The sequence below is a fragment of the Streptomyces sp. NBC_00080 genome (genome assembly GCF_045041255.1).
Taxonomy (GTDB): domain Bacteria; phylum Actinomycetota; class Actinomycetes; order Streptomycetales; family Streptomycetaceae; genus Streptomyces; species Streptomyces coriariae.
In genome coordinates this window covers 5804143-5819616 of record NZ_CP108235.1, presented here as the reverse complement: position 1 = coordinate 5819616, position 15474 = coordinate 5804143, and the positions used below count along the sequence as shown (strand labels likewise).

At 68.3% G+C, this 15474-nt stretch carries 17 protein-coding genes, 1 tRNA gene, 1 pseudogene and 1 riboswitch; of the genes and pseudogenes, 8 read left to right on the top strand and 11 right to left on the bottom strand.

The window, feature by feature from the left end:
* Positions 1-4: 4 nt before the first annotated feature.
* From OHU34_RS26025 to OHU34_RS26015, 3 genes are read right to left on the bottom strand one after another with little or no spacing between them, the layout of a single operon-like run.
* Positions 5-1027, bottom strand: a complete 1023-nt coding sequence (locus tag OHU34_RS26025; protein WP_230195598.1) for an ATP-binding cassette domain-containing protein — start codon at positions 1025-1027, stop codon at positions 5-7.
* A gap of 8 nt (positions 1028-1035) precedes the next feature.
* Positions 1036-1800 (bottom strand): ABC transporter permease, encoded by a 765-nt coding sequence (locus tag OHU34_RS26020; RefSeq protein ID WP_230195643.1) that lies wholly within the window; start codon positions 1798-1800, stop codon positions 1036-1038.
* A gap of 49 nt (positions 1801-1849) precedes the next feature.
* Entirely contained in the window at positions 1850-2650 is an 801-nt protein-coding gene (locus OHU34_RS26015; RefSeq protein WP_405768531.1) for an ABC transporter permease, read from the bottom strand.
* Positions 2651-2894: 244 nt separating this feature from the next.
* On the opposite strand from OHU34_RS26015, the gene OHU34_RS26010 reads away from it, so the two are divergent.
* A complete protein-coding gene (locus OHU34_RS26010; RefSeq protein ID WP_405768528.1) occupies positions 2895-5321 on the top strand; it encodes a transglycosylase domain-containing protein in 2427 nt (808 codons plus the stop codon).
* Positions 5322-5327: 6 nt separating this feature from the next.
* Here OHU34_RS26010 and OHU34_RS26005 read toward each other — a convergent pair whose 3' ends face one another.
* The 3 genes from OHU34_RS26005 to OHU34_RS25995 all read right to left on the bottom strand — a co-directional run bounded on the left by OHU34_RS26005 (position 5328) and on the right by OHU34_RS25995 (position 6562).
* The gene (locus OHU34_RS26005) at positions 5328-5648 is read right to left on the bottom strand and encodes a multidrug efflux SMR transporter (protein ID WP_015660107.1); all 321 of its coding nucleotides are present in this window, start codon (positions 5646-5648) and stop codon (positions 5328-5330) included.
* A 44-nt stretch (positions 5649-5692) separates the two neighbouring features.
* Positions 5693-5768: riboswitch (guanidine-III (ykkC-III) riboswitch) on the bottom strand.
* Positions 5769-5831: 63 nt separating this feature from the next.
* Positions 5832-6134 carry a co-chaperone GroES gene (locus tag OHU34_RS26000; RefSeq protein WP_372481747.1) on the bottom strand — a complete coding sequence of 101 codons (303 nt, stop codon included), beginning with the start codon at positions 6132-6134 and terminating at the stop codon, positions 5832-5834.
* Positions 6135-6232: 98 nt separating this feature from the next.
* Positions 6233-6562, bottom strand: a complete 330-nt coding sequence (locus OHU34_RS25995) for a DUF3618 domain-containing protein (RefSeq protein ID WP_405768525.1) — start codon at positions 6560-6562, stop codon at positions 6233-6235.
* Positions 6563-6656: 94 nt separating this feature from the next.
* Here OHU34_RS25995 and bcp point away from each other — a divergent pair, with 94 nt between their 5' ends.
* From bcp to OHU34_RS25975, 4 genes and pseudogenes are all read left to right on the top strand, one after another.
* Positions 6657-7124: a thioredoxin-dependent thiol peroxidase gene (gene bcp / locus OHU34_RS25990; protein WP_054240203.1), complete on the top strand. Its 468-nt coding sequence runs from the start codon at positions 6657-6659 to the stop codon at positions 7122-7124.
* A 135-nt stretch (positions 7125-7259) separates the two neighbouring features.
* Positions 7260-7901: pseudogene (locus OHU34_RS25985) on the top strand (HNH endonuclease signature motif containing protein).
* Positions 7898-8551: an HNH endonuclease gene (locus OHU34_RS25980; RefSeq protein ID WP_405768523.1), complete on the top strand. Its 654-nt coding sequence runs from the start codon at positions 7898-7900 to the stop codon at positions 8549-8551. Before OHU34_RS25985 ends, OHU34_RS25980 begins: the two are co-directional and overlap by 4 nt.
* Before the next feature lie 25 nt (positions 8552-8576).
* A tRNA-Leu gene (locus OHU34_RS25975) sits at positions 8577-8649 on the top strand.
* Between the two features lie 56 nt (positions 8650-8705).
* Here the strand turns inward: OHU34_RS25975 and rdgB are convergent.
* The 4 genes from rdgB to OHU34_RS25955 all read right to left on the bottom strand — a co-directional run bounded on the left by rdgB (position 8706) and on the right by OHU34_RS25955 (position 10936).
* On the bottom strand, positions 8706-9308 hold the full coding sequence (gene rdgB, locus OHU34_RS25970; protein ID WP_142264539.1) for an RdgB/HAM1 family non-canonical purine NTP pyrophosphatase: 603 nt from the start codon (positions 9306-9308) through the stop codon (positions 8706-8708).
* 33 nt (positions 9309-9341) lie between these two features.
* The gene (locus OHU34_RS25965; protein ID WP_142264540.1) at positions 9342-9758 is read right to left on the bottom strand and encodes a hypothetical protein; all 417 of its coding nucleotides are present in this window, start codon (positions 9756-9758) and stop codon (positions 9342-9344) included.
* Between the two features lie 111 nt (positions 9759-9869).
* Complete coding sequence (gene rph, locus OHU34_RS25960) at positions 9870-10607, bottom strand: ribonuclease PH (RefSeq protein ID WP_142264541.1); 738 nt, start codon at positions 10605-10607, stop codon at positions 9870-9872.
* 95 nt (positions 10608-10702) lie between these two features.
* Positions 10703-10936, bottom strand: coding sequence for a glucose PTS transporter subunit EIIB (locus OHU34_RS25955; RefSeq protein WP_020132213.1), 234 nt, complete (start codon positions 10934-10936; stop codon positions 10703-10705).
* 184 nt (positions 10937-11120) lie between these two features.
* Between OHU34_RS25955 and OHU34_RS25950 the strand changes: the two genes are divergently transcribed.
* Together OHU34_RS25950 and OHU34_RS25945 are read left to right on the top strand one after the other, a co-directional pair.
* A complete protein-coding gene (locus OHU34_RS25950) occupies positions 11121-12419 on the top strand; it encodes a PTS transporter subunit EIIC (protein ID WP_142264542.1) in 1299 nt (432 codons plus the stop codon).
* Positions 12420-12643: 224 nt separating this feature from the next.
* Positions 12644-13894 (top strand): PTS transporter subunit EIIC, encoded by a 1251-nt coding sequence (locus OHU34_RS25945; protein ID WP_142264543.1) that lies wholly within the window; start codon positions 12644-12646, stop codon positions 13892-13894.
* A gap of 81 nt (positions 13895-13975) precedes the next feature.
* Here the strand turns inward: OHU34_RS25945 and OHU34_RS25940 are convergent, their stop codons facing one another.
* Positions 13976-14728 carry an MBL fold metallo-hydrolase gene (locus OHU34_RS25940; RefSeq protein WP_142264544.1) on the bottom strand — a complete coding sequence of 251 codons (753 nt, stop codon included), beginning with the start codon at positions 14726-14728 and terminating at the stop codon, positions 13976-13978.
* Between the two features lie 260 nt (positions 14729-14988).
* On the opposite strand from OHU34_RS25940, the gene OHU34_RS25935 reads away from it, so the two are divergent.
* A complete protein-coding gene (locus OHU34_RS25935) occupies positions 14989-15471 on the top strand; it encodes a type II toxin-antitoxin system PemK/MazF family toxin (protein ID WP_142264545.1) in 483 nt (160 codons plus the stop codon).
* The last annotated feature ends 3 nt before the right edge of the window (positions 15472-15474 follow it).

Sequence of the window (15474 nt, the reverse complement as noted above, 5' to 3'; positions counted from 1 at the left end):
CAGCCTACGAGTTCCCGGGCGCCGGCACTACGGTCTCCCTCGGCGTCTCCCGGTCCTGGTACATCCTGGCGATCACGGCCTCGATGTCCGGCTCCCGCACCGACAGGTCCACCAGCGGATACTCCGCCGCGATCCGGGCGACGAGCGGAGCCGCCGACTCCGACGCCGGGAACGCCAGCCACTGCCTCGGCCCGTCCACCTTCACCACCCGCGCCGCCTCCCCCACCTCGACCGGCGGCAGCTCCCGCTCCAGGTCCACCACCAGCGTCCGCTCGCTCTCCCCCGCCTCGTGCAGCCCGGCCAGCGCACCGTCGTAGACCAGACGACCGTGGTCGATGACCATCACCCGCGAGCACAACTGCTCGATGTCCTGGAGGTCGTGCGTGGTGAGCAGGACCGTCGTGCCGCGCTCGGTGTTCAGCTCGCGCAGGAACTCCCGCACCCGCGCCTTGGAGACCACGTCCAGACCGATCGTCGGCTCGTCCAGATAGAGCACCTCGGGATCGTGCAGCAGAGCCGCCGCGATGTCCCCGCGCATCCGCTGGCCGAGCGACAGCTGACGCACCGGCACCTCCAACAACGCAGACAGATCGAGTAGTTCGACCAGCCGGTCGAGGTTCTCCCGGTAACGGCCGTCCGGGATCCGGTACATGCGATGCATCAGCCGGTAGGAGTCGATCAGCGGGAGGTCCCACCACAGCGTCGTACGCTGCCCGAACACCACCCCTATGCGATGCGCCAGCCGCGTCCGCTCACGGGACGGGTCGATCCCGGCGACCCGCAACCGGCCCCCGCTCGGCGTCAGGATCCCCGTCAGCATCTTGATCGTCGTCGACTTCCCCGCGCCGTTCGGCCCGATGTACCCGACCATCTCACCGCGCGCCACGGTGAACGAGATCGCGTCCACCGCCCGCACCCGCCGCAGCTCCCGCTGCAGAAAACCGGTCCTCCTGCGCACGTCGAAGACCTTCTCGACCCGGTCCACCTCGATGAACGCGCTCTCCGACACCGTCGCACCCTCAGACACGGCTCTCCTCAACTCCCCGTACTCCGATACGTCCGCAGCCCCGCCCGCCACGCCGACCCCGCCACCGCACAGCACGCCACCGCCACCAGCGGCGGAGCGAACGCCGCCCACTCCGGCAGCCCCAGCGGATAGGGCCGCCCCAACACATAGGCCGCCGGTACCCAGTTGACGAACGCCAACGGCAGCACGAACGTCACCCCGCGCACCAGCTCCGTACCGAACACGGTCGGCGGATACTGCAACAACGTCTGACCGCCGTACGTGAACGCGGCCTGCACCTCGGACGCGTCCTGCGCCACGAACTGGAACGCCGCGCCCGCCACGAACACCGCCGCGAAGATCAACCCGCCGCACACCAGCATCACCGGCACCAGCGCCACCTTCGCCGGCGTCCAGTCGACGTCCAGCGCCACCCACGCGTAGCCCAGCACCAGCGTGCCCTGGATCAGCCGGGCCACCCGACGCAGCGCGAACCGGTCCGCGGCGACCTGGGCCAGCACCGGCGCGGGCCGCACCAGCAACGTGTCGAGCGTGCCGTCCCGCACCCGCGAACCCAGCCGGCCCGCCGAACCGATCGACAGGTCGGCGAGCCCGAACGAGGTCGCCGACAACCCGTACAGAAACGCGACCTCCGGCAGCGTGTAACCGCCGAGCACATCCACCTGCGAGAACATCAGCAAGATCGCGACAAAGTCCAGCCCGGTCACCAGCAGACCACCGACCACGGTCAGCACGAACGACACCCGGTAGGCCAGCGTCGAACGGATCCACATCCCGGCGATCAGCCGATAGGCCCGCAACCCCTCCACCAGCCGGCCGCCCTCACCCACCCTGCACCACCACCCGCCGCGTCGCCGCCCCCTGCACCAGCCGGCCCACCGCCAGCAGCACCACCGCCCAACCCGCCTGGAAGACGAACGCGAACAGCGGATCCGTCCGCCCCATCAGCACGTCCGCGGGCATCTGCAGCAACGCCGACCACGGCAGCAGCGTCACGATGTCACCCAGCGGCTGAGGAAACGCGTTGAGCGGCAGCGCCATCCCCGAGAAGAACATCCCGGTGACCATCAGCACCTGCACCGCACCCGTACCGTCCATCAACCAGAACCCGCTCAACGCCACCAGGAACCGGATCCCGAAACTGACCACCATCGCCAGCCCGATCGTCACCGCGAAGGCCAGCCAGATCACCGGATCGTGGGGCAACGCCGCCGGAAAGAACAACGCCCCGAAGACGAACGGCAGCACCCCGCGGCCCAGCAGCTGGAACAACGCCCGCCCCAGATCACCCGCCAGCCACCACGCCTGGAGATCGGCCGGCCGGTACAGGTCGATGGCGACCTCACCCGTACGGATCCGCTCCATCAGCTCGGTCTCGAAACCGCCGCCCTGGATCGCCAGCGTCGCGAACAGCGCCTGCCCCAGCCACACATAGGTGACCGCCTGCGCCTGGTCATAGCCCCCCAGGTGCGGCCGCTCGTCCCACAACGCCAGATATGTGTAGACGAGGATCAGGCCGAAAACGGTATTGGTGAACACCCCCGCGGCCGTCGCCACCCGATAGGTCGCGTACCTTCTGAAACCCCCCGCCGCGACGGTCGCGTACAACCGCGCCGATCCCAAGGCAACCGTCCTCCTCGCCCGCTAGTCACCCTTGGTGCCCTCTTCGACACCGAAGCGCAGGAGCCTAGTGCGCCGCTCCCGCCGCGTGCCACGCGTTTTCCGGGCACGACGTGTGACCGAACGCGCGCCGATTGTCGGGAACGGAAAGCTTGGTGCGAGAGTCTTCAACAGGGGACGCAGAAGGCGTTACGAGGCTTAAGAGGCGTACGGGAACGTACGACGCGAAACAGGAGTCCAGCAACACATGAGTGACGAGCCACAGCCGCAGCAGCCCACCGAGGGCTCGGCACCCGGAGCCCCCGAGGCGGGTGACGGAGGAAGTGGCGAGGAAGGCAAGAAGATGAAGCGACCCAAGCGGACCGGACTGCGCCGGCTCCTGCCCACCTGGCGGATGGTGCTCGGCACGTTCGTCCTCGGCGTCCTCGTGCTCGCCGGACTCTTCTTCCTCGGCTACTCCATGGTCAAGATCCCGCCGGCCAACGCGCTCGCCACCAAGCAGTCCAACGTCTACCTCTACGCCGACGGCACCGAGATCGCCCGCGACGGCACCGTCAACCGCGAGAACGTCGACCTCGCCCAGATCTCCAAGGACGCCCAGCACGCCGTCCTCGCCGCCGAGGACCGCGACTACTACACCGAGTCCGCCATCGACCCCAAGGCGATGCTCCGGGCCGGCTGGAACACCGCCACCGGCAAGGGCAAGCAGTCCGGCTCCACGATCACCCAGCAGTACGTGAAGAACTACTACCTCGCGCAGGAACAGACCGTCACCCGCAAGGTGAAGGAGTTCTTCATCTCCATCAAGCTGGACCGCGAGACCTCCAAGGACGACATCCTCGAGGGCTACCTCAACACCAGCTACTTCGGCCGCAACGCCTACGGCATGCAGGCCGCCGCCAAGGCCTACTTCGGCGTCGAGGCCGCCAAGCTCACCCCCGCCCAGGGCGCCTACCTCGCCGCCCTGGTCAACGCGCCCAGCGAGTACGACATCATCGCCCACCCCGAGAACAAGGCCGCCGCCGAGGCCCGCTGGAACTACGTCCTCGACGGCATGGTCACCAAGGGCTGGCTCAGCGAGTCCGCGCGCACCGGCATGAAGTTCCCCGCGGTCAAGGAGACCTCGGGCGCCGACACCGGCATGTCCGGACAGCGCGGCTACCTCGTCAACGCGATCAAGGACTACCTGCGCGAGAACAAGATCGTCACCCAGGACGAACTCGACGCCGGCGGCTACCGCATCACCACCACCATCGACAAGAAGAAGCAGAACGCCTTCGTCGACGCCGTCAACGACAAGCTGATGAAGAAGCTCGACAAGAAGAACCGCAAGGTCGACACCTACGTCCGCGCGGGCGGCGCCGCCGTCGAACCCAAGACCGGCAAGGTCCTCGCCCTGTACGGCGGCATCGACTACGTCAAGCAGTACACCAACAACGCCACCCGCCAGGACTTCCAGGTCGGCTCCACCTTCAAGCCGTTCGTCTTCACCTCGGCCGTCGAGAACGACTCCGAGACCCAGGACGGCCGCCAGATCACCCCCAACACGATCTACGACGGCACCAACAAGCGCCCCATCCAGGGCTGGTCCGGCGGCACCTACGCCCCCGAGAACGAGGACTACGTCAACTACGGCAACATCGACGTACGCACCGCCACCGACAAGTCGGTGAACTCGGTGTACGCGCAGATGGCCGTCGACGTCGGCCCCGCGAAGGTCAAGCAGACCGCGATCGCGCTCGGCCTGCCCACCGACACCCCCGACCTCCAGCCCTACCCCTCCATCGCCCTCGGCACGGCCAACGCCAGCGTCCTGGACATGGCGGAGGCCTACGCCACCCTCGCCAACCACGGCAAGCACGGCACGTACACCCTGATCGAGAAGGTCACCAAGGACGGCTCCGACGTGGTGGACCTGCCCGAGCAGAAGTCCTCCCAGGTCGTCAGCCGCGAGGCCGCCGACACCACCACCTCGGTCCTGCGCAGCGTCGTCCAGAACGGCACCGCCACCGCGGCCCTCGCCGCCGACCGGCCCGCCGCGGGCAAGACCGGCACCGCCGAGGAGGACACCGCGGCCTGGTTCGCCGGCTACACCGCCGACCTCGCCACCGTGGTCGCCGTCATGGGCCAGGACCCGCAGACCGCCGCCCACAAGTCCCTCAGGGGCGCGATGGGCCTGCCCCGCATCAACGGCGGCGGCGCACCCACCGAGATCTGGGCCCAGTTCACCAAGAACGCCCTGAAGGGCGAACCGGCCACGGACTTCAACCTCCAGATCCAGGAGGGCGGCGAGCAGTCCGCCTACCCCTCGGCCCCGCCCTCCGAGGACGAGCCCACCGACGAGGAGTCCGACGGCAGCTCGCCGGACACCGACGCCACCAAGGGCCAGACGCAGGGCCAGACCCAGGGACAGACGAACGGCGGCACGACCACCGGCGGCAACACCGCAGGCACCACCTCCGGCAGCACCACCGAGGGCGGCACGACGACCGGCAACACGTCCACCGGCACCACCGACGGCGGCACGGCGACCAGCGGAACGACCTCGGGCACCAGCTCCGGCACCACCGCAGGCAACACGTCCACCGGCACCTCCGACGGCGCGACCGGAGACACCGGCAACACGGTGGGCACGACGACCGGCCCCCAGCTGACAGCCACCGGCTGGGACTGACGTCCCTCAGTGACCGCTGGTCGCCTTCAGCCCCACCACGGCGACCAGCAGCAGACACACGAAGAAGATCCGGGCCGCGGTCGCCGGCTCCCCCAGCACCACCATGCCGACCACCGCGGCCCCCGCCGCCCCGATCCCGACCCACACGCCGTAGGCGGTACCGATGGGGAGGGAACGGGCGGCGTACGACAGCAGCAGCATGCTGGCCACGATGCCGGCGCCGGTGAACAGACTCGGGACGAGCCGCGTGAACCCGTCCGTGTACTTCATCCCGACCGACCAGCCGACTTCCAGCAGACCGGCGACGACGAGCAGAACCCAGGCCATGGAAAGACACCTCCGAGACGCGAGCGCGAACGCACTGACACAGCGATGCGTCGTCTTTTCCTGCGGCATCCCGGTACGGCGCGTCTCGTCGGGCTCCTTCCAAACGTAGCAAAGAAACGACAAAAGGGCTGGTGACCATGGTCACCAGCCCTTCTCGCCGACTACATCAGAGGTACAGGCCGGTCAGAGGTACAGGCCGGTCGAGTCCTCCGAGCCCTCGAACCGGTCGGCCGCCACGGCATGCAGATCGCGCTCCCGCATCAGCACGTACGCGACGCCCCGCACCTCGACCTCCGCACGGTCCTCGGGGTCGTACAGCACCCGGTCCCCCGGCTCCACGGTCCGCACGTTCTGCCCCACGGCGACGACCTGGGCCCACGCCAGACGACGACCGACGGCCGCGGTGGCGGGAATCAGAATGCCGCCACCCGAACGCCGCTCACCCTCACCGGTCTCCTGCTTCACGAGCACACGGTCGTGCAGCATCCGGATGGGCAGCTTGTCGTGCGTGGTACTCAGGTCGTCTCTCTTGGCGCTCACACCACTGAACCTACCCCGCGCAGACGCACGAGGAGCGCAGGGGATCAGCCCTTGCGGCGCCGCCCGCTGAACGCGAGCAGCCCCACCACGCCGACGACCACGAGCGTCACCGGCACGACCCGCTCCAGCCGGGGCGCGCCCTCCTCGTTCACGAACTGCGCCCGTACCTCGCTCACGGCACGGTTGACCTGGACGTAGGCCCTCCCGAGCGTGTGATCGACGTTGGCGACGACCTTGGCTTTGGCGTCCCCGACGATGGTCTTCGGATGCACCCGCACCCCGATCTCGTCCAGCGTCTCCGCCAGCACCTCGCGGCGGGCCCTGATGTCCGCCTCGATCTGCGCCGGGGTTCTGGTGTCCGACGTCTCCGCCACGGTAAGGCCTCCGAAGTCAGCTGTGTCTTGTTCTGGACAGTCTGTCAGCTCTGCCCGCCGTCGCACTGTCAGGACCCCCGGTTACGCTGGCCCGATGAGCGAGCGACTCCAGCCCGGGGACGTGGCCCCCGCCTTCACCCTCCCCGACGCCGACGGCAACCAGGTGTCCCTGTCGGACCACAAGGGCCGCAAGGTCATCGTCTACTTCTACCCGGCGGCGCTTACCCCCGGCTGCACGAAGCAGGCCTGCGACTTCACGGACAACCTGGAACTGCTGACCGGCGCCGGGTACGACGTCATCGGCATCTCCCCCGACAGCCCCGAGAAGCTGGGCAAGTTCCGCGACAAGGAGTCCCTGAAGGTCACCCTGCTGGCCGACCCCGAGAAGACCGTCACCGAGGCCTACGCGGCGTACGGCGAGAAGAAGAACTACGGCAAGACGTACATGGGCGTCATCCGCTCCACCATCGTGGTCGACGAGACCGGCAAGGTCGAACGAGCCCTGTACAACGTCCGGGCCACCGGCCACGTAGCCAAGATCATCAAGGACCTGGGCATCTGAGCCCCTCACTCCCCCAGGCGGCCCGCGTCGGAACCCCGACCCGGGCCGCTTCACTTTTCGGGCGTGACTGTCCGATAAACGGTTCGTTACTCCGTACGAGACCACGAACGGGTGGTCGGGGACGGAGGGGGTTCGATGGGCGCGAGCGCATACACCAGGGAACGACTGGAGGAGGCGGCCCGGGGGGCTCGGACGCTGACGGAGGCCTTGGGGAGGCTGGGGGTGGAACCGGGAAGTTCGACGCGGCGCTATGTCCGGGAGCGGATGCGCAAGCTCGGGGTGGATACATCGCACTTCGAGCGGTAGGGGGTGAAGTGGACGCGGGAGATCCTGGAGTCTGCGGTGGCCACCTCGGCGAACATGAGCGAGGTGTTGCGGCAGCTCGGCCTGGAGATCGTCGGCGGGCACCACACGCACATCAGCCGCCGCATCAAGGCGTACGGGATCGACACGTCGCATTTTCAGTTGCAGACCCGGCGGGGTGCAGCACGGCGCCCTCGGACGCCAGAAAAGCTGCTGGTCGAGCAACCTCCGACCGGCGCTCGACGCATCCAGAGCGACCGCCTCAGGTGGGCAATGACAGCCTTGGGCATCTCGGAGCAGTGTGCCCTGTGCCAGGTCGGCACGGTACGGCAAGGGCGTCCGCTACCGCTGGAGGTGGACCACATCGACGGCAACTGGCGAGACAACCGTATCGAGAACCTGCGCTTCCTGTGTCCCAACTGCCACTCGACGACGCCCAATTACCGAGGTCGCGGCAAGGTTCGTACCTCGTGACCAGCGGCACGCAATACACCCGAGAGCGATTGGCGGAGGCCTCCGCACAGTGCTCGAACCTCGAAGAGGTCATCGCCTTCTTCGGCACCCGACCCTACGCACAGCTCAACCGCTACCTCACCCGGCGATTCGCTCACTTCGGCATCGACATCTCGCACTTCAGCGGCTGCGGCAGGCGGCTCCGCCCCACACCCGATGAGTTGCGAGCTGCCATTGGCGAGTCCATGTCCATCGCCGAGGCTCTACGCCGTCCGGAACGCCCGGACAACGGCGGGCAACGCGCGCTGTTGCGTCAGTGGATCGCCGAGGAAGGTCTCGAAACCGCGCATTTCTTGGGGCAAGCCCACCAGCGGGGCAAGACTCGGCCTGACATGTGGAGACGGCCCGCAGAGATCCTTGTCCAGCACGACGGCAAGCGCCGGACCAGGACCTGCCTACTGCGCCGAGCACTGCACGAGGTCGGCGTACCTGAGGCTTGCGCGGACTGCGGCACGGGCCCCGAGTGGCTCGGCAAGCCCATGACCCTGGAGGTCGATCACATCAACGGGGACTGGAGCGATGACCGCTGGGAGAACCCGCGGTTGTTGTGTCCTAACTGCCACGCCGTCACCGACACCTGGTGCAGAGGGGGCGGACGCAGAGCGACCTAGCCCAGTAAAGTAGGCCGCAGCACTGGCGCCCGTACGCCAAGGGCTGAGCGGCAACTTTTAGGTAGTTGTGTCTGTCGGTTCGAATCCGACCGGGCGTACAAAAGAAACAGGCTCTGCACCTTCGATTCCAAGGTGCAGGGCCTGGTTCGTTGGCTCAGCCCAGCAACTCCCGAACCACCGGCACCAGCCCCCGGAATGCCTTGCCGCGGTGGCTGATCGCGTTCTTTTCTGTCGGCGTCAGTTCCGCGCAGGTGCGCGTCTCGCCGGCCGGCTGGAGGATCGGGTCGTAGCCGAAGCCGTTGGTGCCGGTCGGGGTGTGGCGGAGGGTGCCGGTGAGGCGGCCCTCGACGACGCGTTCCGTGCCGTCCGGGAGGGCCAGGGCCGCCGCGCAGGCGAAGTGGGCGCCCCGGTGTTCCTCGGCGATGTCCGAGAGCTGGGCCAGGAGCAGGTCCAGGTTGGCCCGGTCGTCGCCGTGCTTGCCGGCCCAGCGGGCGGAGAAGATGCCCGGGGCGCCGTTCAGGACGTCGACACAGAGGCCCGAGTCGTCGGCGACGGCCGGCAACCCCGTCGCCTGCGCGAGGGCGTGGGCCTTCAGCAGCGCGTTCTCGGCGAAGGTGACGCCGGTTTCCCTGACGTCGGGGATGTCGGGGTAGGCGTCCGCGCCGACGAGGTCGTGGGGCAGGCCTGCGTCGGCGAGGATCGACCTCAGTTCGGTGATCTTTCCGGCGTTGCGGGTGGCGAGGATCAGGCGGGTCATGCGCCCAGTATCCCCAGTTCCGCCCGGCGTCTCCTACGGGGTGCAGACCTTCGTCAGCTCGCCCGCTGCATCGGTGACGGGGCTGAGGTCGGGGGTGTTGTCGCCGTTCTCGACGGCGGTGCGGACGTTGGCGACGGCGGTCTGGAGGTCGTCGACCGCCTTGTTGACGTCGGTGTTGTCCGTCTTGTCGCCGATCTTGTCGAGGTTGTTCTCGATGGAGGTCAGCGACTCCTCCGTCTGTGTGGGGTCGTTCGCGGCGTTCTCCACGGCCTGCTGGAGGTCGGTGACGCTGTCGGCGATGGAGTCGGCGGTCTGGACGCAGTCCAGGGCCTTGTTGACTGCGTCGCAGCCGGTCGCCGTCAGTCCCACGGTGAGGGCGACGGCCGCCGTGGTGGCGGCTATGACGGTTCGGCGACGCCGCTTCGGGCGTCGGCTCGCGGCCGTGGACATCAGTGTGTTCCTCCCCTTGCCAGGCCCAGGAGGCCCCCGTTGGTGTACTGGCCAAGACGCGTCGGCGGGCGTGCCGGTTGCTCGCGCCCGCCACCCCTCTTGGTGTTCCCTTTACTTTTCGAGGACCGTATCAAGTGCCGTGCGCTGGAGGACAGTCAGTTCCGTGCAGCCCAGAACGGCCAGGTCCAGCAGGGAGTTGAGTTCCTCGCGGGCGAACGGCTCGGCCTCGGCGGTGCCCTGGACCTCGACGAAGCGGCCGTCACCGGTGCAGACGACGTTCATGTCGGTCTCGGCGCGGACGTCCTCCTCGTAGCGGAGGTCGAGGAGCGGGACTCCTGCGACGATGCCGACCGAGACCGCGCTCACCGTGCCGGTGAGGGGCTGGCGGCCGGCCTTGACGAGCTTCTTGCCCTGGGCCCAGGTGATGGCGTCCGCCAGCGCGACGTACGCGCCGGTGATGGCCGCCGTGCGGGTGCCGCCGTCGGCCTGGAGGACGTCGCAGTCGAGGACGATGGTGTTCTCGCCGAGCGCCTTGTAGTCGATCACCGCGCGCAGTGAGCGGCCGATGAGGCGGGAGATCTCGTGGGTGCGGCCGCCGATCTTGCCGCGGACGGACTCGCGGTCGCCGCGGGTGTTGGTGGCGCGGGGGAGCATGGAGTACTCCGCGGTGACCCAGCCCTCGCCGCTGCCCTTGCGCCAGCGGGGGACGCCTTCCGTGACGGAGGCGGTGCAGAAGACCTTCGTGTCGCCGAAGGAGACGAGGACGGAGCCCTCGGCGTGCTTGCTCCAGCCACGTTCGATGGTGACGGGGCGGAGCTGTTCGGGGGTGCGGCCGTCGATTCGAGACATGGCGCTGATGCTAGCCGTACCTGCGGAAGGGGCTCCTCCCACGGTGGTGGGAGGAGCCCCTTCGGTGGTGAGCCCTCAGGTGTGAGCGCGAGGGCTCACATCATGTCTTCGATCTCCGCGGCGATCGGGTCGGCGTCGGTGCCGATGACGACCTGGATCGCGGTGCCCATCTTGACGACGCCGTGGGCGCCGGCGGCCTTCAGGGCGGCTTCGTCGACGAGTGAGGCGTCGTTGACCTCGGTGCGCAGCCGGGTGATGCAGCCTTCGATCTCTTCGATGTTGTCGAGGCCGCCGAGTCCGGCGACGATCTTCTCAGCCTTGGTGGCCATGTTCCGTCTCCCTGAATTCCCTGATGCGAACCGCGATGTGAACCGCTTTTCGCAGTAACCCACAGTTGGCCCAACTTCGCGAGCGATTGTGCCGGGTGTGCCGAAGGATGACGTCAGTGATGACGTCGCAGCAAGCCAATCGTCCGTAGCTGGTCTACACCACCTGACAGGCGGTCGCCAAACGATGAGTGCCGAGAGCGCCGAGACCGAGATCAGCCCGGCCCGCCGGCGCTGGCACACCGCGTTCCAGGGCCTGCAGAAGATGGGGCGCAGTCTTCAGTTGCCGATCGCGGTGCTGCCGGCCGCGGGCATCCTCAACAGGCTCGGTCAGCCTGACGTGTTCGGGGACGACGGGCTCGGCTGGACGGACGTGGCGAAGGTGATGGCCGGGGCGGGCGCGGCGTTGCTCGACGGTTCCCTCGGGCTGCCGCTGCTGTTCTGTGTGGGTGTGGCCATCGGCATGGCGAAGAAGGCGGACGGTTCGACGGCGCTCGCGGCGGTGGCGGGCTTCCTCGTCTACTACAACGTGCTGCGGCAGTTCCCTGAGGACTGCGAGCCGGGTTCGAAGGTGATCCCGAACATCGGGTGCCAGGCGACCGACAACACGGTGGGGGCGTTCGCCTACCAGAATCCGGGGGTCTTCGGCGGGATCGTCATCGGGTTGCTGACGGCCTTCTTCTGGCAGCGGTACCACCGCACGAAGCTGGTGGACTGGCTGGGCTTCTTCAACGGCCGCCGGCTGGTGCCGATCATCATGGCGTTCGTGGCGATCGCGTTCGCCGCGCTGTGTCTGTGGGTGTGGCCGCCGATCGGTGACGCCCTGGAGAGCTTCAGCGACTGGCTGGACGGGCTGGACGCGTGGGGTGCGGGCATCTTCGGTGTCGCGAACCGGGCGTTGCTGGTGATCGGTCTGCACCAGTTCCTGAACGTGCCCATCTGGTTCCAGTTCGGCAGTTTCACGAAGCCGGACGGCACCGTGGTGCACGGTGACATCAACATGTTCCTGGCGGGCGACCCGGACGCGGGGCAGTTCACCTCGGGCTTCTTCCCGATCATGATGTTCGCGCTGCCCGCGGCGGCGCTGGCGATCACGCACTGTGCGAAGCCGTCCCGCCGCAAGGAGGTCGGCGGTCTGATGCTGTCCGTGGCGCTGACGTCGTTCGTGACCGGTATCACCGAGCCGATCGAGTACTCGTTCCTGTTCGTCGCGCCGCTGCTGTACGCGCTGCACGCGGTGCTGACGGGGGCGTCGATGGCGGTGACGTGGGGGCTGGGTGTGCACGACGGTTTCAGTTTCTCCGCCGGGCTCATCGACTACGTCATCAACTGGAACCTGGCGACGCGGCCGTGGGCGATCGTCCCGATCGGCCTGTGCTTCGCGGTCGTCTACTACGCGATCTTCCGTTTCGCGATCACGAAGTTCGATCTGAAGACTCCCGGGCGGGAGCCGGAGGAGGAGCTGGAGGACGTCACGAAGGCGTGAGCGGAGGCCTGTGGCGGCCTGCCGCCGCACGGCTCGAGGGCTCTCGGAACTCGGTTCCGGGGGCCCTTTCGCATGCCCCGCGCAGGGCGGGAGGAGGTCCGGGATCCGGCACGGCGCGTAGCGCTCCGGTTGCAGGTTTGACGGGTTCCTTATATCGCCTTCACCGTGCTACAACATGGTCTACACCACTGAGTGGTGTAGACCATCACCGATGGAGGAAGTCTATGAGCACCGCCACCGCGCCCACGGCGGCCCCCTCGAAGAAGTGGGGATCCGGCCTGTTGCAAGGCCTGCAGAAGGTCGGCCGAAGCCTTCAGCTCCCGATCGCCGTGCTGCCGGCGGCGGGCCTGCTGCTCCGGTTCGGCCAGGCCGACGTGCACGACAAGCTGCACCTGCCCGACAAGGTCACGGCGGTGTTCGCGACGGCCGGCGGTGCGATCTTCGACAACCTGCCGATGCTGTTCTGTATCGGTGTCGCGATCGGCTTCGCCAAGAAGTCGGACGGCTCCACGGCACTGGCGGCGCTGGTCGGCTTCCTGGTCTACAGCAATGTGCTGAAGGCGTTCCCGGTCTCCGAGGCCAAGGTCCAGGCGGGCGCGGACATAGCCGCGACCTACAACAACCCCGGTGTCCTCGGCGGCATCGTGATGGGTCTGCTGGGCGCTGTGGTCTGGCAGCGGTTCCACCGCACGAAGCTGGTGGACTGGCTGGGCTTCTTCAACGGCCGCCGTCTGGTGCCGATCATCATGGCGTTCGTCGGCACGGTGATGGGTGTCTTCTTCGGTCTGGTCTGGGAGCCGATCGGTGAGGTCATCTCGAACTTCGGCGAGTGGATGACGGGCCTCGGCGCGTTCGGCGCGGGTCTGTTCGGCCTCATCAACCGCGCGCTGATCCCGGTCGGCATGCACCAGTTCGTGAACACCGTCTCCTGGTTCCAGATAGGCGACTTCACGAACGCGGCCGGCGATGTCGTCCACGGCGACCTCAACCGCTTCTTCGCCGGTGACCCGACGGCCGGCCAGTTCATGTCCGGCTTCTTCCCGATCATGATGTTCGGTCTGCCGGCCGCCGCCCTGGCCATCGCGCACACCGCCCGCCCCGAGCGCCGCAAGGCCGTGCTGGGCATGATGATCTCGCTCGCGCTGACCTCCTTCGTGACCGGTGTCACCGAGCCCATCGAGTTCTCGTTCATGTTCATCGCGCCGCTGCTGTACGCGATCCACGCGGTGCTGACGGCCCTGTCCATGGCGATCACCTGGGCCCTGGGGGTCCACGCCGGCTTCACCTTCTCCGCGGGCTTCATCGACTACGCGCTGAACTGGAACCTGGCCACCAAGCCCTGGCTGATCATCCCGATCGGCCTGGTGTTCGGCGCGATCTACTACGTCGTCTTCCGCTTCGCCATCACGAAGTTCAACCTCCCCACCCCGGGCCGTGAGCCCGAGGAGGAGCTCGAGGACCTCACCAAGGCGTAGGTACGCAGCGCGCCCGCGCAGGACATGCGAAGGCCCCCGGAGCCCTGAACCGCTCCGGGGGCCTTCTGCGTGGTGTCTGCTCTAGATCTCGTACGTCTGCCGTGGCGCGGCCAGTTCCACCGGGCCGTCGAACACCGCGCGGGCGTCCGCCAGGTTGACCCGGGGGTCGGTCCACGGCGGGATGTGGGTCAGTACGAGCTTCCTCGCGCCCGCCCTGCTCGCCGTCTCGCCGGCTTCGCGGCCGTTGAGGTGCAGGTCGGGGATGCTCTCCTTGCCGTGCGTGAAGGCGGCCTCGCACAGGAAGAGGTCGGTGTCGCGGGCGAGGTCCTCCAGCGCGGGGCTGACTCCGGTGTCGCCGGAGTAGGTCAGCGACCTGCCACCGTGTTCGACGCGGATGCCGTAGGCCTCCACCGGGTGCGCCACGCGTTCGGTGTGCACGGTGAACGGGCCGATGTCGAAGGTGGACGGCTTGACCGTGTGGAAGTCGAAGACCTCGCTCATGGAGGAGGCCGACGGGGTGTCGGCGTAGGCCGTGGTCAGGCGGTGCTCCGTGCCCTCCGGGCCGTAGACCGGGATGGGGTCGCAGCGGCCGCCGTCGTGCCGGTAGTAGCGCGCCACGAAGTAGGCGCACATGTCGATGCAGTGGTCGGCGTGCAGATGGCTCAGGAAGATCGCGTCGAGGTCGTAGAGACCGCAGTGGCGCTGCAACTCGCCCAGGGCGCCGTTGCCCATGTCGAGAAGCAGCCGGAAGCCGTCGGCCTCGAGGAGGTAGCTCGAGCAGGCCGATTCCGCGGACGGGAACGACCCCGAGCAGCCGACGACGGTGAGCTTCATGAAGGCGAAACCTCCGCTGGCGGGAAACCGAGAAGTACCGGGTGAGGTCCGGGGGACGGATCGTGGAACGAATGATCGTTACATGGGGCGACGGGGGTCGTGCGGTGCGTCGAGCGTAAGGCGCAAAACCCCGGGTCGCTCCTCCGCCAGGGGCCGTTGTGGGCGAACTCACCTGTGGTGTCACCGGTTCGGCTGGACCGGGGGCACGGGAAGTGGTGATGGGGCGCGCGGCGGCGCTCGCACGCCGGTAACGTCGTCGTATGGACACGTCCTGGTGGCTCGCGCTCGCGGCGGTGATACTGCTCGCGCTGGTCGCGACGCTCGTGGACGGCTGGGGGCGGGGCCGCCGGCCGAAGCGGCGCGGGACCCGGCCGCCGGGCCGGACGACGGGGCGGCCTTCGGGCCGGTCGACCCGGGGCCACGGCTTGGCCGGCCGTCCCCAGCCGGCGGAGATCTGGTGGGCGGACGTGCCGTTCGAGGACGGCCCGGGAGTGAAGGACCGGCCGTGTCTGGTGCTCATGGTGCGCGGTGACCGCGCCACCGTCGCGAAGATCACCAGCAAGTACCACGACGAGCGGGCCGGGGTGATCCCGCTGCCGCCGGGTGCCGTGGGGGACGCGCAGGGGCGGCCGAGTTTCCTGGAGACGGACGAGCTGCGCCAGGTCCGGGTGAGCGACTTCCGGCGCAGGGTGGGTGTGGTGGACCCGGTCCTGTGGGACCAGGTCCGTCACCTGGCTACCTGAAAC